The 21,357-nt window shown below is 71.6% G+C and carries 13 protein-coding genes and 3 pseudogenes; 5 read left to right on the forward strand and 11 right to left on the reverse strand.

Going from position 1 to position 21,357, the window contains the following annotated elements:
• Nucleotides 1-203 precede the first annotated feature (203 nt).
• The gene (locus ACF07B_RS09885) at nucleotides 204-7,166 is read left to right on the forward strand and encodes a glycoside hydrolase domain-containing protein (RefSeq protein WP_392178491.1); all 6,963 of its coding nucleotides are present in this window, start codon (nucleotides 204-206) and stop codon (nucleotides 7,164-7,166) included.
• Nucleotides 7,167-7,232: 66 nt separating this feature from the next.
• On the opposite strand, the gene ACF07B_RS09890 is transcribed toward ACF07B_RS09885, so the two are convergent.
• A complete protein-coding gene (locus ACF07B_RS09890) occupies nucleotides 7,233-7,880 on the reverse strand; it encodes an LUD domain-containing protein (protein WP_392178492.1) in 648 nt (215 codons plus the stop codon).
• Between the two features lie 201 nt (nucleotides 7,881-8,081).
• Here ACF07B_RS09890 and sigJ point away from each other — a divergent pair, with 201 nt between their 5' ends.
• Entirely contained in the window at nucleotides 8,082-9,020 is a 939-nt protein-coding gene (sigJ, locus tag ACF07B_RS09895) for an RNA polymerase sigma factor SigJ (protein WP_392178493.1), read from the forward strand.
• A gap of 80 nt (nucleotides 9,021-9,100) precedes the next feature.
• Here sigJ and ACF07B_RS09900 read toward each other — a convergent pair whose 3' ends face one another.
• Together ACF07B_RS09900 and ACF07B_RS09905 are read right to left on the reverse strand one after the other, a co-directional pair.
• Nucleotides 9,101-11,734, reverse strand: coding sequence for a glycoside hydrolase family 5 protein (locus ACF07B_RS09900; protein WP_392178494.1), 2,634 nt, complete (start codon nucleotides 11,732-11,734; stop codon nucleotides 9,101-9,103).
• Between the two features lie 442 nt (nucleotides 11,735-12,176).
• Entirely contained in the window at nucleotides 12,177-12,611 is a 435-nt protein-coding gene (locus ACF07B_RS09905; protein ID WP_392178495.1) for a VOC family protein, read from the reverse strand.
• 208 nt (nucleotides 12,612-12,819) lie between these two features.
• Here ACF07B_RS09905 and ACF07B_RS09910 point away from each other — a divergent pair, with 208 nt between their 5' ends.
• Nucleotides 12,820-13,590 carry a polysaccharide deacetylase family protein gene (locus ACF07B_RS09910; RefSeq protein ID WP_384240200.1) on the forward strand — a complete coding sequence of 257 codons (771 nt, stop codon included), beginning with the start codon at nucleotides 12,820-12,822 and terminating at the stop codon, nucleotides 13,588-13,590.
• A 220-nt stretch (nucleotides 13,591-13,810) separates the two neighbouring features.
• Here ACF07B_RS09910 and ACF07B_RS09915 read toward each other — a convergent pair whose 3' ends face one another.
• Nucleotides 13,811-14,017, reverse strand: a complete 207-nt coding sequence (locus ACF07B_RS09915; protein WP_369479943.1) for a hypothetical protein — start codon at nucleotides 14,015-14,017, stop codon at nucleotides 13,811-13,813.
• Between the two features lie 640 nt (nucleotides 14,018-14,657).
• Here ACF07B_RS09915 and ACF07B_RS09920 point away from each other — a divergent pair.
• A complete protein-coding gene (locus ACF07B_RS09920; RefSeq protein ID WP_392178496.1) occupies nucleotides 14,658-15,299 on the forward strand; it encodes a uridine kinase in 642 nt (213 codons plus the stop codon).
• A gap of 144 nt (nucleotides 15,300-15,443) precedes the next feature.
• On the opposite strand, the gene ACF07B_RS09925 is transcribed toward ACF07B_RS09920, so the two are convergent.
• Nucleotides 15,444-15,824: a PadR family transcriptional regulator gene (locus tag ACF07B_RS09925; RefSeq protein ID WP_392178497.1), complete on the reverse strand. Its 381-nt coding sequence runs from the start codon at nucleotides 15,822-15,824 to the stop codon at nucleotides 15,444-15,446.
• Between the two features lie 419 nt (nucleotides 15,825-16,243).
• On the opposite strand from ACF07B_RS09925, the gene ACF07B_RS09930 reads away from it, so the two are divergent.
• A complete protein-coding gene (locus ACF07B_RS09930; RefSeq protein ID WP_392178498.1) occupies nucleotides 16,244-16,951 on the forward strand; it encodes a carbon-nitrogen hydrolase family protein in 708 nt (235 codons plus the stop codon).
• Between the two features lie 259 nt (nucleotides 16,952-17,210).
• Here the strand turns inward: ACF07B_RS09930 and ACF07B_RS09935 are convergent.
• From ACF07B_RS09935 to ACF07B_RS09960, 6 genes and pseudogenes are all read right to left on the reverse strand, one after another.
• Nucleotides 17,211-17,279: pseudogene (locus tag ACF07B_RS09935) on the reverse strand (hypothetical protein); the annotation flags it as partial.
• A complete protein-coding gene (locus tag ACF07B_RS09940; protein WP_392178499.1) occupies nucleotides 17,273-18,910 on the reverse strand; it encodes an MFS transporter in 1,638 nt (545 codons plus the stop codon). The gene ACF07B_RS09940 and the pseudogene ACF07B_RS09935, both read right to left, overlap by 7 nt.
• A gap of 471 nt (nucleotides 18,911-19,381) precedes the next feature.
• Entirely contained in the window at nucleotides 19,382-20,179 is a 798-nt protein-coding gene (locus ACF07B_RS09945; RefSeq protein ID WP_392178500.1) for a hypothetical protein, read from the reverse strand.
• Nucleotides 20,180-20,298: 119 nt separating this feature from the next.
• Nucleotides 20,299-20,520 (reverse strand): annotated as a pseudogene (locus ACF07B_RS09950) (helix-turn-helix domain-containing protein).
• Between the two features lie 11 nt (nucleotides 20,521-20,531).
• A pseudogene (locus ACF07B_RS09955) lies at nucleotides 20,532-20,636 on the reverse strand (DUF2975 domain-containing protein); the annotation flags it as partial.
• A gap of 409 nt (nucleotides 20,637-21,045) precedes the next feature.
• Entirely contained in the window at nucleotides 21,046-21,309 is a 264-nt protein-coding gene (locus tag ACF07B_RS09960) for a hypothetical protein (protein WP_369479952.1), read from the reverse strand.
• Nucleotides 21,310-21,357 lie beyond the last annotated feature (48 nt).

The following is a 21,357-nucleotide window of genomic DNA, read 5'->3' on the forward strand; positions in this document are numbered from 1 at the left end:
GCGTCGTTCGCCCGCTGTACGCCTTCTCCGTGTCTCATGGCGGACGGTCGTGAACACGGAGGGGTGCAATCCGGTGCGGGGGTGCCATCCTGTCTGTCGACTTCCGTCTCACTCCGAGTTGTACCCCTGGCACCCCGAGCTGACAACGTTGTCTTCCGGGGAGCCGGACCGTGTGTGCGTATGAGCGACGCTGGAGAGGTTACGTGCCGATCAGATCCCGTCCCCCCGTCTTTCGCGCCCTGCCTCCCGGGCCGGCCCGGCGCGGCCACCGGCCATTACGCGCGACCGTCGTCGCGCTGCTCGCCGGAGCGCTCGCCCTGGCCGCGCCGGCCGGCGCCGGCACGGCCGCGGCACTGCCCTTCCCCACCACGTCCGCCGCGTCGGTCGGGACATCAGGCGGAACGTCCGACGCGACATCAGGCGGACCATCCGGGGAGACGGACTACACGAAGCTCGTCGACCCGTTCGTGTCGACGGCCGGCGACGACGGCAACGACCTGCCGGGCGCCCAGGCGCCGCACGGTCTGGCCAAGGTCAACCCGATGACCACGCCGGGCCGCAACCACTCCGGATACGACTACGACGAGGACCACATAGCCGGGTTCACCGCCACGGACCTCGACGGCGTCGGCGGCTCGGGAGGCGGTGGCGACCTGCTCGTCGTCCCGACCTCCGTCCGGTACGACAAGCGTCCCTCTCCCGGCACCTACGCCCACACGTACGACCACGACGACGAGACCGCGACGCCCGGGTCCTACCAGGTGGGGCTCGGCGCCGTCTCCGGAACCGCTTCATCGGTGACGCGGGACACCGGCACCGTCCAGGCAGAGGTGACCGCGACGACGCGCACGGCGCTGGAACGGTACCGCTTTCCCTCCGGGTCGGACCCCGAGCTCGTCCTCGACCTGGCGAACAACTTCACCAGCCGCACCCGTTCGACCCTGAAGGCGACGACACTCCCGGACGGGACCACGTCGATCAGCGGGCTCATCGCCGGGTCGTTCAACGGGGCCTCGTACAAGCTGTATTACACCGCCACCACCAACGCCCCCGTGACGTCCCTGAAGAGCTGGGGCGACGACGGCACGCTGAGCGACGCGACCACGCAGGACGGGGCCGACACCGGCGCCGTCCTCGGCTTCGACCGGTCCGCCGGTGACGACATCGAACTGCGCGTCACGCTGTCGCCGATCAGCGCCGAACAGGCCGCGACCGACCAGCGGAACGAGGTCGGCGACCTCACCTTCGACCAGGCCCGCGCGCGGACCCGGGCGGACTGGAACCGGGCGCTCGGCGCCGTCGACGTACACGCCTCCGCGACGTCCGACCCCGGGTCGACGCTCACCCGGGAGTTCTACACGCACCTGTACCGCATGTACGCGCTGCCGGTGAACGCCACCAGCACCAGCGGGACGTACCGCGGCGTGGACGGAGCGGTGCACAAGGCCAACGGCTATACGTACTACGACGGTTGGTCCACCTGGGACGACTTCCGCAAGTTCTCCGTCGAGGCGTACATCGACCCGGCCACCTACCGGGACATGGTGCAGTCGCTCATCGAGCTCTTCGCCGACGCGCACACCGCAGGCAAGAGCCCCGGCAGCCTCACCCACTCGGTCCCGACCGTGCGCTGGGAGCGCTCGGCCGTCCTGGTCGCCGACGCGCTGTCCAAGGGCTACAAGGACTTCGACCGGCTCGACGAGGCCTACCCCGCGCTGATGTCGTACTCCGGGTACTACACGGGGGCGCAGTTGCGGCAGGGTTATGTCACCGGGGATCCCGGTACGACCGTCCAGCGCGGCTACGACCAGTGGGCGCTCTCCGTCATCGCCGACGCGCTCGGCGAGAAGGCGGACGCGCGAAAGCTGCGGACGCAGGCGACCATGGCGATCGACAACCTCGTGAAGTCCGGCGCCTGGACGGCCGCCGACGGCACCGAGGTCGGACTGCTCACCCCGCGCGCCGCGAGCGGTGACTGGCAGAGCGCGGACTACGAGAAGTTCGAGGCGGCCGGCCTCTACCAGGGCACCCTGTGGCAGTACCACTGGTACGACGCGTACGACATGGGCGGTCTCATCGAGGCCATGGGCGGCGCGAGAGCGGGCAAGGCCGCTGTGAAGCACATGTTCGGCGAGGACTCCGGCGCCGACGACGGCTCGGGCATGCTGCATTCCAACGCCAACGAGATCGACCTCCAGGCCCCGTACCTCTTCAACTACGTCGGTGAGCCGAGCCTGACGCAGAAGTGGGTACGGGCCATCTACACGGGCACGACCTGGAACCGCTACCTCGCGACGGGCTCCTCGAACGAAGCCCCCAGCTCCGGCGGCGAGTTCCGCCCGCCGGTCAGGACCCAGGTCTACAAGCTCTCCCCCAGGGGCTTCCTGCCGACGATGGACAATGACGCCGGCACCATGTCGACGATGTTCGTCGGCGCCGCCCTGGGCCTGTTCCCGGTGACCGCCGGTTCCAGCCAGTTCCAGATCGGCAGTCCGTTCTTCGACTCCACGACGATCCGCTACGCCGACGGCGCCCGGTTCACGGTGAAGGCCGGCGGCGTGTCGCCGAGCGACTACTACGTGCAGAGCGCGACCCTCAACGGCAAACGGTTCACCAACACGTGGCTCGACTACTCCCAGATCATCTCCGGCGGGACCCTGGACTTCACCATGGGTTCCCAGCCCTCCCGGTGGGGCGCCCGCACCGAGCCCGCGTACTCGCTGAACACCGACGCGGGCGACACGGGTGACGCCGGAACGGGCACGCACACGGGCGACACCGTCGTCTCCGCCCACCCGGGCACCGTCGACACCGCCGAGGACGGCACCGTCCACGACAGCGTGAAACTCACCCTGTCCGGACCGGCGGCCTTCGACGCCCGTAAGGGGACCAGCCTCACCAAGTCCGGGGCGGCGACCGTGACCGGCCTGCCGGGCGGTGTCACGGCGGACCTGCGCGTCAGCGGCTCGCGTACGGCGACGCTCTCGCTCACCGGCGGCACGCGGGTCGACGTGCGCTTCGGTATCACCTTCCAGGACGCGGCCTTCGCCCACGGCGTACGCGCCTCGACGGTGCACGGCACCGGGGTGTCCCCGACCGACCCGCTCCTCGTCTCCGCTGCCGCGGTGCACCGCGAGGCGCTCGGCGCACTCGTCGACCAGGCGTCCCTGGCGCGCGGCGCCCACTACTCCGACGGCTCCTGGACCCTGTTCCGGTCGGCCCTCGACCGCGCGCGGACCGTCCTCGCGGACACCGGTTCCGCCACGGGCACGATCATGGCCGCGCAGGACGCGCTCCAGACCGCCATCGACGGGCTGACCATCGACGAGGGCGGCTTCGCCGTCCTCCAGGCCGAGGACCCCGACCAGAAGGAGGGCCCCAGCCTCGTCAGCGAGCGGAACAACTCCGACGGCAACCTCGGTGGCGTCACCGAGGGATCGTGGGAGCGGTTCACCGAGCTGGACTTCGGCGGGGTCGCCCCGCGGGCCGTCTCGGTCCGCTACGCGAACTCGCAGGCGGCGAACGCGAAGCCGAGCAGCGTCGACATCCACGCCGGCGCCGCCGACGGCCCCGTAGTCGCCACCGTCCAGCTCCCCGGAACCGGCGGATGGCAGTTCTACAGCACGGTGCGGGCGACCGTCAGCGACCCGGACGCCCTGCTGGGCGCGTCGAGCGCGACGTTCGTCTTCCGCGCCCCGGCCGGCCAGCAGTGGGTGGCGAACTTCGACCGGTACCAGTTCTCTCCGTACGAGGAGTCCGCGTCCCCCTCGACCACGCTCGCCACGCTGACCGCGGCCAACAGCAGTGCGACCGGCGGCGGTTCACTCCCGCTCGACCTCGCGAACGGCATCTTCGAGAACACGACGAACGGGGCGTGGGCCGAGTGGAGGGACACCGGCCTCCGCGACGGCGCCGACACGGTCACGGTCACCTATGACAAGCCCCGGTCGCGTGCGGCGTCGGACTCGCACCTCGAACTGCGCCTGGGGTCGAGGGACGGACCGAAGAGTGTCGACATCCCGCTCGACTACGGCGGATCGGGCTGGGGAACCGTCGCCACCACGACCGTCCCGCTCGATCCGGGCGTCTTCAGCGGCATCCAGGACGTGTACGCCGCGTTCGTCTCCAGCACCCAGACGACCTCCCAGCCCTACGTGGCCAACGTCTACTCCCTGACGCTGACTCAGGAAGCAGGCGCACCCGTCGCGTTCGACGCCACCGCGTTCCGCTCGCACAGCGGTGGCGGGCTCAAGAGCGAGCCGGTCGGCTGGAACGGTTCGGGGTCCACCACCGACCTCGGCGGCACCTACGACGGGGCCTGGCTCGACTACGGGGACATCGGCTTCGGCGGCTCCCCGAAGAGCACCGTCACGATCACCTACGTCAACAACTCCGCCCGCTGCGGCACCGGTTCGGCCGTCCAGCTCTACCTGGACTCCTTCGACGCGGACAACCCCGGGACGCCGTACGCGACCGTACCCCTGCCCGTCACGGGGGCCGCGTGGTCCTCGGGAGGGACGACGAGTCTGACGCTGCCCGGGGCGATCACCGGCACGCACGGCGTCCACCTGCGGTTGGTGACGACCCCGGACTCCTCGCACCCGTACGTCGCGAACCTGGGCCGGGTCACCTTCACCCACGTCGAGACGCCCGCCGTCACGGACCGGTCCGCCCTGCGGAAGGCGATCGACCGGTACGCGGGGCTCTCCGGCGACGCGGAGCGCTACGACACGATCGACTTCGGGGTGTACCGGCGCGAACTCGCCGCCGCGCGCACCCTCGCCGACGCCGACGGCGTGACCCAGCTCGAAGTCGACACCGAGACCCGCGGCCTCACCCTCGCCGCCAAGCAGCTCATCCCGCTCCCGAGGCTGAGACTGGAGGCCTTGGTCGCGACCGTGTCGGCCCTCGACGACGCGCGCTACACGGACACGTCGTGGACCGCGTTCACCGAGGCGCTCGCGGAGGCGAGGACCGCGGTCGCGGACACCGCCGCCACGGACGAGACGCTCACCGCGCGGTACGGCACGCTCGACCACGCCCGGGCCGCGCTCACCACGAAGCCCAGGGCGGTACCGGCCGCGCCTGACGCCGTGTCGGCCTGCTCGTCCGGCACGAGCGTGACCGTCGCCTGGTCCGTCCCCGGGGACACCGGCGGTTCACCGGTCACCGGTTACCAGGTCACCCTCGACGAAGACCATCAGGTCGAGATCCACGATCCGGACAGCCGGGGCACGACGTTCACCCGGCTGCGGGCGGGCAGGTCGTACACGGCGCGCGTCCGCGCGGTGAACGCCGTCGGCGCCTCGCGCCCCAGCCCGGCCACGGCTCCCGTGGTGACCGGCGGCGGCGAGCCGCAGACGCCGGCCGTGACGGGAGTGATCACCGACGGCCGGCAGGTCCGCGTGACCTGGCGGGCGGGCGGCGACGGCGGATTCCCGGTCATCGGCTACACGGTGGCCCTCGACGACGGAACCACCGCACACGTTCCCGCCACCACGGCCAGCACGCTGCTCACGGCCGCCGGCAAGGCGGGGGCACACACGGCGACCGTCACCGCGGTCACCCTGGCCGGAACCTCCGCCGGCAGTGCCGCGCCCGCCTCGGAAACGCCCGCGGACGCATCCGGCGCCGCCCATGTGTCGTCCCCCTTCCCTGACGACACGCTGAACGCGGCCTATCCGTCCGACAGTTGGCCGGTGACCGACGACGGGAGCGACTACTTCGACGGCCTGCTCAGCGGTGCCGACAATCTGCGCACGGACATCCTCGGCGCCAACACCCGGGTGCCGAAAGGCACTTCACCCACCGCGGAGAACGACAGGACCGCCGTGGCCATCAACAACGCGGCCACACAGAAGGAGGTGGACCGCGCCGAGGCGGACGCGACGCACAGTGCCACCGTCACGCTGGCCGACGGACTCGGCTCCCGGCTCGGCCGTATCTACGGCGACGCCCTGAGCGGTGGCCGACTGCCCAAGACCAGCGCACTGTTCTCCCGGGTCACGAAGGGGCTCGACGAGGTCGACGCGGCGAAGAACCACTACGGCTACCAACGCCCGTACGTGCGGCTCGGGTTCGTCGGCGACGGCGGTGAGATCTACGAGTCGCAGGACGGTTCCTACAGCGGCCTCGCCACCAGCGGCTCGTACCCCAGCGGCCACACGTACGGCGGCTACGAAGCCGGGACCGTCCTCGCCACGCTCCTGCCGGAACTGGCACCGTCGATCCTCGCGCGCACCTCGGAGTACGGGGACAACCGCGTGGTCCTCGGGTTCCACTACCCACTGGACGTCATGGGCGGCCGCATCACCGGACAGGCCACCGTCGCACACCGGTGGGCGGACCCCGAATTCCAGAAGCTGCTGATGCAGGCCCACACCGAGATCGAGAACGTGCTGCTCGCGCAGTGCGAGACGGAGGGCTACGGGAACACGCTCGCGGCCTGCGCGGGCGACCCCTACTCCGGTCTGAGCGCGACGCAGGAAGTCGACCTGTACACACGGCGCCTCACCTACGGGTTCTCCCAGGTGGGGAAGCCGGGGCAGCCGCTCAGGACGCCGGCCGACGCGGCGGCCCTGCTCATCACGGCCCTCCCGGACCTGACCGCCGAGCAGCGCACCCAGGTCCTGGAACAGACCGCGACGGACTCTGGGTACCCGCTCGACCTCACCGCGGACGGCGCGGCGAGCTGGCAGCGGATCAACCTGGCGGCCGCGATGGCGGCGCACGTGGCCGTGGGCGCCGACGGGTCGGCCACCGTGACGAGCTCCTCCGACGCCACCAGGGCGAGTGTCGCCGACGCCCGGGCGATCACGGTGGAGGGCGTCCCGATCGACGGCTTCGATCCTGAGGTGTCCACGTACGTGGTCGACTGGCCGGGGAACAAGAGGATCCCGGCCGTCTCCGCCGTACCGGCCGGGCCCGGCGCGCGGGTGAGGCTCACCGTCGGCGGTTCGGTCCTCTCGTCGGCCGCATCCCGGTTCACCAGCCGCACGGTCCGGGTGACCTCGGCCAACGGTTCGGTCACCCGCACCTACACGGTCGGGTTCCGGCTCACCGCCCGGGACGACCGGCCGGTCGCGGCCGGCGGCGCCCGGCTCTGGTCGCCGGAGGCGGAGTGGGCGGAGCGCACGGGTGTCGCCGGGGCGAGCGGCCGGTCGTGATCGCCCGGCGAACCGCCCCCCGCACACCCGAACGGTCACGGCACGGATGTGCGGGGCCCCGGCGGTTCAGAATCCGATGGCCTCGCGGAGCAGCAGGACGGTGCAGCGCCCCGGGTGGGGTTCCGCGTTGAGGACGAGAAGGCGGTTGAGAGCGCTCGGTACCCCGTACACCTTCCTGGCGCGCTCGTCCTCCAGCGGGACGCAGTGCTCGTCGATGCGGCGCAGCGCGGTGTCCAGGTCGGGCACCACCTTCTGCGCGCCGACCACCAGGATCACCCGGGGTGCGGCGCCCGCGTAGGCGGGCAGTTGGCTTCCGCTGGCCGAGGCGGCCACGAGGGAGCCGGTCTCGGTGACGGCGGACACGCTGCCCACCACGACGTCGGGGCAGGCGAGCATCCGCCAGATCTCCGCCATCTGCGTCGCGCGGTCCATGGCCGTTCCCCGTGCTTTGACGGAGTCGTACCGCCCGCTGTCGTTGATGTCCTCGTCGATGCCGGACAGGCGGAGGGTCTCGCTGGCCACGGTGAACACCGCGGCACCCTCGGGAACCAGTTCCTTGACGCGGGCCCGTGCCGCGGCGGCGTCGTCGAGGATCTCGACGTCGACGTTCTTCTCCTTCAGCGCGGCGGCCACCCGCTCCAGTCGCTCGTCGGTCGCCGGGGCGGTGAACGGGCTTCCGGGGGTCTCCGGGATCTTCGGGGTCGAGGCAGTCATGATGTCTCCGGCCTTCCTGTCCGCTGGATGATGGGTCGGTCTCACCGCTTCGACAAGACAGCCCCGCGGAATGTGAGGCGCCCGGCATGTGAGGTTGCCCGCGCCGCTCCGGCCTCACATGCCGGTGCGCTGTTCTGTCGTACAGGTGAGAGCGGCTGCGACCCGGTGAAAGCCGATGCGAGCAAGGGAGTTGTCGACACCATGACCACCCGATCCGAGCCAGGACACGGCGGGCCCGATCCGGGCCTGGACGCGATCATGAGCGAGCGGCGTCACCTGATCAATCTCGCCTACCGGCTGCTGGGCTCCCTGACCGAGGCCGAGGACGCCGTCCAGGAGACGTACACCCGTTGGTACGCCATGTCCCGGCAGGAGCAGGACGCCATCGAGTCCCCCGGTGCCTGGCTGACCACGGTGGCCAGTCGCATCTGTCTGAACGTGCTCGGCTCGGCACGGGCCCGGCGGGAGACGTACGTGGGTGAGTGGATTCCCGAGCCGGTGCCGGGGCGCGCGGAGTGGATCAGCGGGCGGCCGGGGGGCGCGGCCGTCGACCCGGCCGATCGGGTCACCCTGGACGAGTCGGTCGGCCTGGCGTTCCTGGTCGTTCTCGAAGCGATGACCCCGGCCGAGCGCGTGGCGTTCGTCCTGCACGATGTCTTCTGCCACTCGTTCGCCGAAGTGGCCGAGATCGTCGGCCGTACGCCGGCCGCTTGCCGCCAGCTGGCCTCCTCGGCCCGCCGCCGTGTCCGGGCCGCGCGGCCTTCGGCGACCGCGGCGCCGCGGCGCACCGGCGTCGTCAGCGCCTTCAAGGAGGCGTGGGAGGCCCAGGACATCGACGCCCTCATCGGCCTGCTCGACCCGGACGCCACGGCGGTCGCCGACGGCGGCGGCCTCGCCACGACCTTCCTGCACCCCATCGAGGGCGGCGAGCGGATCGCGCGCGCCTGGACCGAACTCGCCCGCCGCAGGCCCGCCGACATGACGCTCCTGGAACGTACCGTCAACGGTCAGCCGGGCCTGGTGGCCCAGCAGAACGGCGTCACCGTGACGGTGTTCGCGTTCGAGGTCGCGGGCGACCGGATCACCCGCATCTGGGTCGTGCGCAACCCCGAGAAGCTCCGTCGCTGGACCACGGGCTGACACGACCCGCGAGCGACGTACGCGCGTGCCCCGGCGCCGTCGGCCGGCCGCCCCCGAGGCGGACCGGCCGACGGCTGCCGCTACGCCACGTGGAGGGTGTACCGACCGGAGGTGTGCGCGGTGAGCCGCCAGCCGCCCGCCCGTTCCGCCAGCCGGATACCGGTGAGACCGCTGCCCTTGGCCTCGGGGCGGCCCGGGCCGGGGACCCACACGTCCAGCGTGCCCTCGCCGGAGCCGGTCAGCCGCAGGTCCCGCTCGGTGAGGGAGGAGCGCAGGGAGCTCAGGCGACCGGGAGCGCTGCGCGGGTAGGCCTGGGACAGCGCGGTGGTCTCGAAGGCCGGGCCGGGCAGCGGCTTGCCGTCGGGGCAGGTGTACAGGACGACGCCGCCGCCCGAGGCGGTGGCCTCGGGGTCGTTCTGCGGATCGCCGCAGGCCTTCTTCCACACCCAGATCGCCGAGCCCAGCATTCCGGTGTTCTGCCGTTCCAGGAACCGTTCGAACCGGGGGCGGAAGTCACCGGGCTCCTCGAACCATCCCCACTCGCCCGACCACAGCGGCGCCCCGTACGCCCGGGCGGTGCGCTCGGCGGTGGCGTAGCCCTGCTCGATCGAGGTCAGGGTGATGCCCAGGCCCTGGTCCATGGTGATCGACTCGCTGTACAGGTGCGGCGAGAAGACGAGCCGCGGGTCGTCGGCGAAACCGACCGGCGGGGTGGTGTCGAAGCCGAGCCCCGACCAGAGGATCGAGGGCTCGAAGAACACCAGGTGGTGGAAGCCGCCGGACACCTTCGACTCCGCGGCCCGGATCGAGGTGATCGCCTGCTGGTAGAGGCGTCCGAGCAGGATCGAGGAGGTCACGCCCGGGGCGTCACCGGGGCCCGGCTCGTTGAGGAGGTCGTAGCCGGCGACCGCGGGGTCGTCCGCGAAGGTCTTGGCGAGTCGGCCCCACACGCGGGCGAACTCGGTGCCGATGCCGTCGGTGTCGTCGTAGAGGTTGGTGAACGCCCGCTGCACATTGGGCGCGAGGTCGCGTCCGAGGAAGCCGCAGGCCTTGGCGCCGCCGGTGAGGGTCGCCCACTTCGGGGCGCCGTCGTTGCCGAACTCCGGTGACGCGTTGGCCCTGCACCGCGTTCCCGGCGCCGCGCTGACGTACTTCGAGAAGGTGTCCTGGTGGATGTCGAGGACGGTGTGGATGCCGTGGTCGGCGGCCTGGTCGACCGCGGTGCGCACCCGTGCCAGATAGGCCTCGTCGAAGACGCCCCGCTTCGGCTCCAGGGCCGACCAGGACAGGGCGAGACGCTGGACGTCGAACCCGTACCGTTCCATCCGGGCGTAGTCGGCGTCCTCCAGCGGCCACACCGTGGGCTTGGCCGGGTCGGGCTGTCCGTAGTCGATGAGCTGATTGACGTTCACCCCGCGGAGCAGCACCTGCCGTCCCTCGCTGTCGCCGATCACCGGGGCCTGTCCGTCGCGGCGCAGCACGGTCAGCGGCAGCAGCTCGTTGCGGTCGCGGCCCGCGGTCTCCGTCTGCGCGCCGACGGGGGCCACAGCCGGTCCCGGTGCCAGGGTGCCCGCGGCGAGCGCCAGCACGGCGGCCACCGCGACGGGGGGCGCCCACCGGACGGCCCAGGCGAGGCCGCCGCGCTCGGCCGAGGGCTCCGTCCGGCGCCGCCACGCCAGTTCCGCGACCCAGGGCACGCACACGACGCCCGCGCACACGCCCGCGGTCACACCCTCCGCGACCCGTACGAGCACGGACGCGACCGGGAACAGCTCACCGCCGAAACCGTTCAGGCAGCCGTCGAGAATCCACAGGGGCGCGAACCCGAGAACGCCCGCCACGGTGAGGGTCGTCGCGAGCGACCAGAGCGTCGCCCCGGTACGGGCGCGGGTCAGGCCGGGTGCCACCACGCGGCGCCAGAGCGCGACACCGGCGAACACCGCCGCGATGCCGGTGACCAGCGTCGCCGCCGCGCGGCCGCCGGGTATCGGGCCGGCGGCCCAGGCGAACGCGCCGGTCCCCGCCTGGAGCGCGACGGCGGCCCCGGCCGGCAGCCACGCGACCCCGGCGAGGGGGTCCACGCCGGCATCCGAATCCGGTACGGCACGCTCACCACCCTCGGCGCCCTTACCGCTCTCGGTGCTCTCGGTGGTGCTCCCGGTGCTCTTGGTGCTCTTGGTGCTCTTGGTGGTCTCAGCGTCCTTGCGGCGCAGGCGCCACACGCCGATCCGGTACGCCGATGCCACCAGGCCCGCGACCAGCGGCCCGAACACGGCGTACTTCGCGCCGGTCAGCCCGCACTCGGCGAGCAGTGCACCGGCCGTCGGGAAGATGTGCAGCCCGGCCGGTCCGGCGATCGCCAGCAGCAGCACGCTGTAAGCCAGTTTGGCGAGGAACGCCACCAGGATCAGACTCGACCAGACGGCGCCGAAGACCCAGCGTGCCCTCGCTCCGGGCGCCGCGGCGCGCACCAACCGGTGGACGGCCAGCGCGCTGCCGCCGATCAGCAGGGGCAGGAACACCACGGTGGCCCAGGCAGGGCTCGTGGCGTCGCCGGGTACGAAACCCGCGTCCGGCCAGTTCTCCGGAGCGAACAGTCCGGTCCCGTCGGCATGGCCGAGGGCGGCACAGAGCACCACGAGGACGACCGCGGTGGTGAGGGACGCGGCGCGGGCGAGCAGACGGCCGCCGCGCTGATCATCGGCAAGGAGCATGGATGGAGAACATAGGGCAGTCCGAAGGTCGCACGGAAGGCCTGTGAGCAGGAATTTCTCCGGAACCGCGGGGCTCGGACAGGTCCGGACGGCGCGGTATCGCCGGGCCGCTCGGCCGAGGGGTTCCGCCGGGAGCGATACGAAGATCCGAACTCCCGCCCTGGGCCTGGGAGTCATCGGCCCAGCGCTCGTACTTCCTTGGAGCGGACGCCCCCTGGGCGGCCCGCGCCGCCCGTCCGAACGTCACCTCACCCAGGTCACCGGCGCGGATCACGATTTCGCTCCGACGCTCGCCGGACGGGTCACCGCGCCGTCCTCCCGGTCCCGGCGTCCCCGTCCGATCACGGGCGGGGACGCCGAGTCCACCTGTCTGGAACCTTTCGCGGGTCCAGGCCGGGGACAGCGGTGGGAGAGTCACCCGCCTCCCCGTCCCGGTGGGTGCTCAGTCGAGGCAGAACTCGTTGCCCTCGATGTCCTGCATCCCGATGCACGACTCGTTCTCGTCATCGGCGATCAGGGTTCGTACGTGTACCGCGCCGAGCGCGACCAGTCGGGCGCATTCGGCCTCGAGGACGGCCAGGCGCTCATCACCCACGAGGCCGGTGCCGACCCGCACATCAAGATGCACCCGGTTCTTGACGACCCTGCCTTCGGGAACGCGCTGGAAGTACAGGCGCGGGCCGACGCCCGAGGGATCGGCGCACGCGAACCATGAGCCCTGATCCTCGGGTGGCCGCGAGCGACCGTAGTCCTCCCACGTGGCGAACCCCGCCGGCGGCGGGGGTACGACGTAGCCCAGCACCTCGCACCAGAAACGGGCGACGCGCTCGGGCTGCTCACAGTCGAAGGTGACCTGGAACTGCTTGACGGATGACATCGGCACACCGTAACAGGGCGATTCGGTGACCCAAGTCTGGCCGGGAACGGCCACGTTGAGGCGACGGCAGGGCGAACTCGCCAGGCTGTGTCCCCATTTCCTCCCGGAATTGTCCGTGATCCGTAACAGACGCATCCCCGGGCCGTCGCCGCTCGTCCTGCCAGGTGGTCGGAAGGCGACCGAGGAACTGCGGGAGAGCGGGGCGGACATGGCACGGCACGGCAGCAGGCGGGGCTGGTACGGCAAGGTGGCCGGGGCGGCACTCGGGGTGACGTTGCTGGCCGCCGGCGCATCGGTGTGGACCGCGCAGGCCGGTGGCGTGGGCGGCGCGGCGCCCCGCCCCGCGGCTTCGGCCGAGCGGGACAAGGTCAAGCCGGTGGCGGTGACCATCGTGCACGCCTCGGACAAGGGCGCGCGGGGGGTCAACATCACCATCGACGACGGTCCCGACCCCGCGTGGACCCCTCAAGTGCTGGACGTGCTGCGCGAGTACGGGGTGAAGGCCACCTTCTGCATGGTGGGGACCCAGGCGCAGGCCCATCCGGACCTCGTGAAGAAGGTGGTCGCGGCCGGACACCGGCTGTGCGACCACTCGGTGTCGCACGACACCACCATGGACACCAAGTCCCAGGCGTACCAGTCTCAGCAGATACTCGACGCCGAACGCATGATCACCAAGGCGTCCGGGGGCGTACGGCCGATGTACTACCGGGCGCCTGGCGGGGCCTTCACCCCGTACAGCCGCAAGCTGGCCGCCTCCCGGGGCATGCGGCCGCTGGGCTGGAACGTGGACTCCAAGGACTTCGAGCGGCCGGGCACGGACGCCGTCGTCGCCACGGTCGAGCGGGAACTGCCCAACGGGCCGACGATCCTCTTCCACGACGCGGGCGGTGACCGCTCCCAGACCGTCGAGGCCCTGCGCCGGATCCTCCCCCGGCTGAAGGAGCAGGGCCACACCTTCGGCTTCCCCGTGCGCTGACCCGGAGGCCGCGGGCACACGACGTCCGGTTCACCCGAATCATCCTGTTCGTCCGTCACCGGTGCCACGAAGTCGTCGTTCGAGGCCGTCGACGCGTACGGATCGCCGGCCCGGAGGCCAACAGGCGCGACCACCCCGGCCGTCACAGCAGCCGCCCGGAAGCCGTCGGCTACCGGGCGGTCGAGTCGGACAGGCGCGCGGACGGGCCGTGTACGGCGGGTCAGCCCCGCTGCGTCCCCGGCGGGAGCGCCAGGCCGGCGGGCGCGCCGGACCAGGTGTGCTCGGGCGCGGCGGGCGCCGAGGGACGCAGGGGCGGCATCACTCGCTGCAGGTCGCTGCGAATCCGCTCGGCCTCACCTCGGACCTGCGCGGGGACGTCACCGCGCTCCGCGACGAGCTGGCGGTAGATCGGGGCTTCCTGGAACACGGACACCGCGTCCTTCCTGTCGGGGCCTCGCGCCGGACACGGAGGCGGTTGCCGAGTGTACGGGCCTCACGGCACCCTCTTGTCCACCACGGACGTCCACGGACCCGCCGCACGCCTGTCGAGCCGCGGTCGAACCACGTCGCGGCTCTTCCTGGTGTCCCCCGCGGGACCCAACAGGCAGCACCGAAGCGGCTCTTCACCCCCTGCCACGATGCCCGTCCGCCCCGGATGTGCCGCTGACCACACCACCGCCGCCGAACCCCACGCACGACCTGGACCATCGGCCTCGCCAGGTCGACGTGCACGGTGCGGAAGCGGTCGGCGGAACAGCGGACAGGGCGGTCGCGAGCACGGGGGCGACGGCGGCCGCCGTGGTGAGCAGACGTAAGAGTCGGACGCATGGCTACTCGTTCCCGCGCGTCGACGTCACGCCCGCGTGCAAGGGCCGTTACGCCACGCTGAAGGTCCGCGGCACCGCCGAGACCGGCGCGCAGGCCGACCGAGGTCGCAGCCCCGGGCCTCCGCTGAACCGGGCCGCGTTTCCGTGCTTGCCAGAGGCGATCACGCCGCCGTACATTCCCTGCACCCGGCTTGTCCGGCCGCTTCGTCTATCCCCCTTGAGCACATGAGGAGCGCCCGTATGACGGGTGTAATGGCGGTCGCAGGCGGCACCGCATCCGGCAAGTCCACCCTTGCCGAAGCCCTGTCGCTGCAGTGTCCCGAGAGCGTGGCGCTGATCCATCTGGACGACTATTACGTGTCCGCGCACGACCCCCTGAGGGGTGTGTGGACGGTCAGTGCCGACGGGCATGCCGTCCTCGACTGGAACCATCCGGGGTCGATCGACGAGACAGCGGTGGCACACGCCATCGACGCGGCACTCCTGCGCCCCGGCGTGCTGCTGGTCGTGGTCGAGGGCCTGTTCGCGCTGTCCCTGCCGTCCGTGGTCCGGCGGGCGGCGTGGCGGGTGTACGTCGACACCCCTGACGACATACGCCTGGCCCGCAAGATCCTCCGGAAGATCGAGGCGCAGCGGCAGGACCCCCGGCTGTCCCTGCGCAACTATCTGCAGTCCGGCAGGGACCGCCACGCAGCCCATGTCGCGCCCTCCCGGGCAGCAGCCGATCTGGTCGTGGACGGGACCGCGAGCGAGGCGGAGATGCTGGCGGCCGTCATGCCGCTGATCGGGCCGGCCCTCGCGCCGACGCCGGCGGCGCCCTCGCGGGCACGGGGGGTGTGCGGTGTGACCCGTACCCCCGGGGTCCCGGTGTTCGCGCTGTGACGTGCCCCGGGTGCACCGGTCCTGGCGAGGGACGCCGCGTGATCACGCTTCCGGCAACACAGCCCGACCCCGGCGGGCTCTGAGGTGAATCACGACCGATCCAGTTCACCTGCAGCCAGGCGAACTGGAGGGGAGACATAGCGCCTACCCGGCCGGGCGGCTCACCGGCGCCGTGTCTTCATGACACTCCCCCTCACCGACCGGATGCGTGGCCGCCCAGCCAGGCAGCGGCTGCTTGCGGGCGCGGTAGGCATGCGCGAGAGCCAGGCGAGCCTGTTCGGCACCGCCCTTCGTGATCCGGTAGAAGCGGCGGCGCGGTCGGCCGGCCTCCTCGTGGACGGCCGGGTCCTCCCAGGTGCTGTCCACCCAGCCGACCTGTTCGAGCCGGGCCAGGATCGGATAGATCGTGCCCGACGGCAGTCCCACCAGCTCGCACAGCTCAAGGCCGTAGCGCTGCTTGGCGGGATCCTCCAGCAAAGCCCGCAGCACCAGTTGGGTCTGCAGGGTCATACGTGGACTACCCATACTCGTACTCTACATAGGCTATATACGAGATGCGTAGGGGGCGAGACGCTCCGGCCGCGCCCGACCATGTGTGCCCGGTCGACGGCGTCGACCGGGCCGGCTCGGGGACGATCACGGCGATCGAGGCCGGTCAGCTCGGGGAAGGCGGCTTCCCAGGCGTCCCTCAGCGGGCGGCTGATCAAGTACGTGGCACTGGCCACTGCCCGAGCAGGAGATCCTGGTCCAGGAAGGCGACCAGGTCCTGGCGCTGCCTTCGGCCAGGACGGTGCGGTAGAGGCTCATCCGCGAGCGCGGCTGCTCCACGTCGTAGGAGCGGCGTCCTGACCAGACCACGTGCGGCGGCAGGTCGACCGAGCCAGGGGTGGGGCCCGTCAGGCTTAGAGTGACCGGTGTTTCCCTCACCTGACCGGAGTGCCGCTGTGCCCGAACCTCTGATCGTCGCCGTCGCCCAGCCCCGTTGCGCGGGCCGGGACGTCGCCGCCAACGCCGTGCTGCACGCCGAGGCGGTGCGGGGCGCAGGGGCCCGCGTGGTCGTCTTCCCCGAGTTGTCGCTCACCGGATACGACCTCGCCGCGCCGGCCGTGGCGGTGGACGATCCCCGCCTCGCCCCTTTGATCGAGGCCTGTGGCAGTACGGGGTCGACCGCGCTGGCCGGCGCCCCCTGGCGGGACGCGGACGGACGCGAGTACATCGCGACGCTGGCCGTCACGGGCGAGGGCGCCGAGGCCGTGTACGCCAAGATGCACCTGCACGGCGCCGAAGGGCTCCGCTTCACCCCGGGTGAGAAGCCGGTGGTGTTCGAGGTGGACGGCCGGCGGCTGGGGCTCGCCGTGTGCCGGGACGCCGCGGTGCCGGAACACGCGGCGCAGACCGCGGAGCTGGGCATCGACGCGTACGTCGCCGGCACGCTCTATGGCGAGGGCCGCGAACAGTCCGCCCGCCGGGACACGCACATGCGGGAGCGGGCGCGGGCGCACGGCGTGTGGGTGGTGCTGTCGACTGCGGCGGGACCCAGCGGGGATTACCAGGAGACGTCCGGCGGCTCCGGGGTGTGGTCCCCGGGCGGTTCGCTGGTGGCGCAGTCGGGCTCCGCGCCCGGCGAGGTGCTGACCATCGTCCTCTGCTGACCGGACGGCAAGGTGCTGACTCTCGCCCTCGGCTGACCGGACGCCGCTCCCCGATCCAGACGAAACGCCTGGGTTCAGCAGGAAGCAGTTCGGCCTCCACTCGCGTTCTCCGGGTTCGCCCGTAACCGGGCGACCGACCGGCTCGATCCCGGACTGGGGCGCCCCGTGCACCGAGCCCGGCGCGGCGGCGTGGTGGTCGGTTCTCTGACGGGATCCGTGCGGCGATCTCCCGTGCGAGGCGGTTGGCTTGCGGCGAGAGGGATGGCCGTCCTGTGCGATCGTCGGCAGGAGTTGGGAGCAGGTCGTGTGCTTCCTGGTGCGTCAGCAGGGCCGGCCTCGGGCTCCCGGTCCGCTCGGCCTCACGGTGGCGGCGGAGGCGGAGTCCTGGGTGCAGTAGCGCCGTAGGAGTTCCTGCTCGGCGTCCCGGTGCGGGAACATGAAGAAGATCAGCAGCGCACCCAGGGCGACCGCGGCCAGGCCGACGGTGTACGCCCAGTCGTCACCGTGGAGGAACGACTGGCGTGCTGCCGCGACGATCTGGTCGGCGTACCGGGGGTGCTGCTGGGCGACCTGCCCGGCGGAGGCGAACGACTTCGTCAGCTCGCTCTGGACCTGGTCCGACACGTCCTTGCTCTCGGGGGAAGCGGCGATCGCCGCGCTGAAGGCCGAGGCATAGCCGGCGGTGAGGAGCGCTCCCATGACGGACTGCATGATGGCCCCGCCGAGGTCCCGTTGCAGGTCGGCGGTGCCTGAGGCCATGCCGGCCCGTCGCACGGGCACCGATCCGGTCAGCGAGTGGGATGCGGGCGTCCCGGCGAGGCCGGCGCCGATACCGACGAGCACGTAGGCGAAGCCGATCTGCCCATAGCTGCTGTCCTCACCCCAGAACATCAGCATCCAGGCGAAGGCGAGGAAGAGGAACGCGTAACCGATCAGCAGGGTCGTGCGGGCGCCGCGTGTCTCGACCAGCTTCGCGGACCGTGGCGCCACGAGCACCATCATCACGGCAAGGGGGAGGATGGCGGCGCCGGCTTCGACGGGGTTGTACTCGAGCACGTTCTGCAGGTACTGCTGGCTGATGAACGCCGACCCCATCATGGAGCCGAACACGATGACTCCCGCGCATGCGGCGACCCAGAACGTGCGCCGGCCGGCGATGTGGAGGTCGTACAACGGGTTGGGAGCCCGGCGCTGACGCCAGAGGAAGGCTGCTCCGGCAGCCAGGGCGATCACGACGAGGCCGACGACCAGCGCCCGCTGGCCGGGGACGACGGCGAAATTGATCGCCAGCACCAGTCCCGCGACCAGGAGGACGGACAGGATGCCGCCGAGGTTGTCCACCGGTTCGGCCGACTCGTTGGCGTGCGCAGGGACGAACAGCAGAGCCATGAACAGCGCGACCCCGGCGAGGGGCAGGGTGACCAGGAACACCGATCCCCAGTAGAAGCGTTCGAGCAGGGCACCCGCGATCACCGGTCCGAGCATGGAGATGCCGCCGCCCAGGGCCGACCACAGCGCGATCGACTTCGTCCGCCCCGGCCCCGTCCACAGGGCGGTGATCAGCGCCAGGGTGGTCGGGTAGGCCATGCCGGCCGAGAGCCCGCCGAGGATCCGGGCCGCCACGAGGACGGTGTCGTTCGGCGCGTACGCGGCGAGCAGGCAGGCGGGGATGGACACGGTGATGCCGAGAAGCAGCAGCAGCTTGCGGCCGTGACGGTCGCCGATCGCACCCAGATAGAGCACTGATGCGGCCAGGCCGAGGGAGTACCCCACTGCGATCAGGTTCAGCGTGCTCTGGGAGGAGTCGAAGGCCTTCCCGATCGCGGGCAGTGCCACGTTGGCCACCGACAGGTTCAGGTTGGCCACCGCGGCAACAACGATCAGGGACGCCAGAACGAGCGACGCCCGCGCCGGGGCCTCCCGCGGAACGTCGATGCGAGGCGCACCGCTTTTCGACATGGAACCTCCGGGGCGAAGTTGGGCTTCGCGAGAGTCTTGCCTGATCCGCCGTGCCGCACATCGCCCCATTGGGATGACACGCCCAGCGTCGCCGACACGCCAGGGCGACCGGGCTGAAGGGGCTTGCACCACAGGCCGCTCCGGTCGGCGGCTCTGGAACCCGTCGGCCGGAGCCGGCCGATGGTTCGGTCGCCCTCGGGGCAGGCATCGCCCCGGAAGGTCTACGACGGGCGCTGCTTCATCCGGTCGACGATGGCCCACTGCACCACGTGTGACAGCTGGACGTATGTCCTGTCGCCGGACCTCGGGCCCCTCGTGCATCGAAAGCAGGCCTTCTGCGCTGCCGCGTGGCCGGAGACCTGCTCAGGGCGTGCGCTTCCCTGGTCTGCTTCGTGCCCGGCGCAGTGCGCTGGACGCTGGACGGGCGCCGCCTCGGTGGAACCTGTCCTCCGGGCGGTCGGGCCCCGGGCATCAGGCCTGGGCCGGTGCGCTCCCGTCGGGTGAGTCCTCGGCACGTGTGGCCCGGGCCTTCCGGAGCGCTCGGCTCAGTCCCGCCACTGCGGTGGCAGTCCCGGCTCCGGCCGGAACAAGAGGCCAGTACGGGATGGTGTGCCCGAAAGCCGCGCACCCCATGAGCACGAAGCTCGCCGTCATCCCGACGAGGAACCCGAACGCCCAGGACGGGGCCCGCTCCCGCCGCTCCAGCCGTACCCCGCCGTGGCGGCCGGCCCAGTACGCGGCGGCGGCCAGGACGAGGGCGATCAGATAACCCATGATCAGCGGGTAGAGCACGAACAGTGCCATGTCCCATCCCCCGGGATGCCAGCCGCGCCACACGTCACGCCCGTCGATCTCCACGACCCGCCCGTGCCACAGACCCGCCCGGACCCGCTGCCCTTCCTGGAGGCCGTTCGCGGAATCGTCCGGGACGCCGTTCACCGTCTTCGTCCCGTCGCCGATGCGCAGCTCGATCGTGTACGTGGTGGAGACGGTCCGGTCGCCGCTCCCTCCGTCCTGGCCTCCGCCGTCTCTCCCGCTCCGCGTGTGGGACGTCAGCTCCGTGATGGTGGCGCCGGCCGTGTGCAGCGTCCCGTTCGACTGTGCGTGCGCGACGCCTGTCTCCTCATAGGTGCGCAGGGCGAGCAGCAGGATCAGGGCGGTCATGACCAGGCGGAACACCCAGCGCGGTGCATGGCCTCGCACGGTCTTGGGTCGCCTCGTGCCCAGTCGCGTCCGCGACGTCGTGTCCCCGGTCTGCTCCTGCGTCATCGGGCCCCCTCACATTCCGGTCGGGAACAGAGAAAAGCCGTCCCACCGGATCACACGCCGCACAGCCGACCATGGTTGCGGCCGGCCATCCGGCCGTGCCCGTGTCACGGCCGGCGCGTTCATTCGCCCGTGGTGTCCTCGGGCTCCCAGCGCAGCAGGTCGCCCGGCTGGCATCCGAGTACCTCGCAGAGCGCGGCGAGCGTCGTGAAGCGCACCGCTTAGGCGCGGCCGTTCTTGAGTACCGCCAGGTTGGCGGGCGTGATCCCTACGCGATCCGCGAGTTCGCCCACGGACATCTTCCGCCTGGCCAGCATCACGTCGATGTCGACGGCGATCGGCATCAGATCACCTCGAACACGGTTCCGCGTCGCACCATCGTGACCAGCCGCCATACACAGACCAGGGCGACCTGGGCCGCCCCGATGCCCAGGATCGTGATCACGCGCAGCGGCGATACTGATGACCAGCCGGCGAGCAACGACGGTCCTGTGGCGCCCTGTCGGCCCCGAGCCCGCGTACTCCTCGTCGAGAACCGGGTAGAGGATCGGCTGCCCGGACAGCCGGTCGGCCAGAGGCGTTCTCGTACTCGCTCGCGATTCCGGAGCCGAGGCCGCCGCCGGCAAGACACTCGCGATCGCTGACGGCGGCCATCCGGCACCGGACTCGTCGTCCCGCTTCGCCGCGAACGCTTTCCCGGCTGAACTCCCGGGCCGGAAGGCGGAACACAGCACACGCACGGCCGTTCCCGAAGTGCGGCCGCGACCTGACGGAAGCGGCCCCGGCGCGCCTTCGAAGGGCACGTCGGGGCCGGTTCCGCTTTGGATCACATCCGCTTCCGGGGGCGGATGCCGGTGTCGGCTACGGGGTCAGCGGCGGCACTCCTTGTGGGCGGGGACCCAGACGCGGGTCGAGTGGCCGGGGTGCCAGTGGTGGTGCCGGTCCCGGTAGGCCGGGTGCCACTGGCGCGCCCAGTGGCCCGCCACCCTCACGCAGTGGTGCGGCGCCGCCGACGGCCGGTGGTGGTCCTGCGGGGCGGCCGACGCGGTTCCGACCGTTCCGACGACCGCGCCCGCGGCCAGGGCCACTGTCGCCGCCCCCAGGGCCGCGACCCTCTTCAACCCGTTGATCATGTTCAGACCTTTCCGTACGTACCGGAGTTGACGCCCCGGCACCACCCG

Source organism: Streptomyces sp. NPDC015532, from assembly GCF_043078065.1.
Lineage (GTDB): Bacteria > Actinomycetota > Actinomycetes > Streptomycetales > Streptomycetaceae > Streptomyces.

What these genes read in the sequence shown, in the direction of transcription:
- ACF07B_RS09890 (WP_392178492.1), bottom strand. Translation starts at nt 7,880, where the DNA reads ATGACTGCCTCGACCCCGAAGATCCCGGAGACCCCCGGAAGCCCGTTC.
- sigJ (WP_392178493.1), top strand. Translation starts at nt 8,082, where the DNA reads ATGACCACCCGATCCGAGCCAGGACACGGCGGGCCCGATCCGGGCCTG.
- ACF07B_RS09900 (WP_392178494.1), bottom strand. Translation starts at nt 11,734, where the DNA reads ATGCTCCTTGCCGATGATCAGCGCGGCGGCCGTCTGCTCGCCCGCGCC.
- ACF07B_RS09905 (WP_392178495.1), bottom strand. Translation starts at nt 12,611, where the DNA reads ATGTCATCCGTCAAGCAGTTCCAGGTCACCTTCGACTGTGAGCAGCCC.
- ACF07B_RS09910 (WP_384240200.1), top strand. Translation starts at nt 12,820, where the DNA reads ATGGCACGGCACGGCAGCAGGCGGGGCTGGTACGGCAAGGTGGCCGGG.
- ACF07B_RS09920 (WP_392178496.1), top strand. Translation starts at nt 14,658, where the DNA reads ATGACGGGTGTAATGGCGGTCGCAGGCGGCACCGCATCCGGCAAGTCC.
- ACF07B_RS09925 (WP_392178497.1), bottom strand. Translation starts at nt 15,824, where the DNA reads ATGGGTAGTCCACGTATGACCCTGCAGACCCAACTGGTGCTGCGGGCT.
- ACF07B_RS09940 (WP_392178499.1), bottom strand. Translation starts at nt 18,910, where the DNA reads ATGTCGAAAAGCGGTGCGCCTCGCATCGACGTTCCGCGGGAGGCCCCG.
- ACF07B_RS09945 (WP_392178500.1), bottom strand. Translation starts at nt 20,179, where the DNA reads ATGACGCAGGAGCAGACCGGGGACACGACGTCGCGGACGCGACTGGGC.
- ACF07B_RS09960 (WP_369479952.1), bottom strand. Translation starts at nt 21,309, where the DNA reads ATGATCAACGGGTTGAAGAGGGTCGCGGCCCTGGGGGCGGCGACAGTG.